At 42.8% G+C, this 360-nt stretch carries 1 protein-coding gene; it reads right to left on the reverse strand.

Going from position 1 to position 360, the window contains the following annotated elements:
- Nucleotides 1–360 (reverse strand): PAS domain-containing protein (locus AB9K37_RS02715; protein WP_369835439.1); only part of this gene is annotated, 360 nt, incomplete at both ends.

The following is a 360-nucleotide window of genomic DNA, read 5'->3' on the forward strand; positions in this document are numbered from 1 at the left end:
GTTATCTCTACTGTAGCTTCATTTACATCAGTAATTTTACCTTCAGGGGAAATCGTCACCAAAGGATCAAGAGAAACTTCAATTAGCGAACGGGCGTATTGAAAAGCCTGCTTCTGCTGTGTGACATCACGTGCAGCAGCAAAAACACCTAACACATAACCAAGAGTGTCTTTATAAACAGCCGCGTTGTATAGCACATCGGTGAGCTTCCCACTTTTGTGCCGTATCGTTAATGCGTAATCTGTAACTTGTCCTTTTGAAAAAACCTCCTGATAACCTCGTCTCGCTTCATCTGGATTAGTGAAATAGTTTGAAAAGTCAGAGCCAATCAATTCATCTTTTCCCCGCCCAGTTGCCTCG

Source organism: Donghicola sp. XS_ASV15 (assembly GCF_041224595.1).
GTDB lineage: Bacteria > Pseudomonadota > Alphaproteobacteria > Rhodobacterales > Rhodobacteraceae > Donghicola.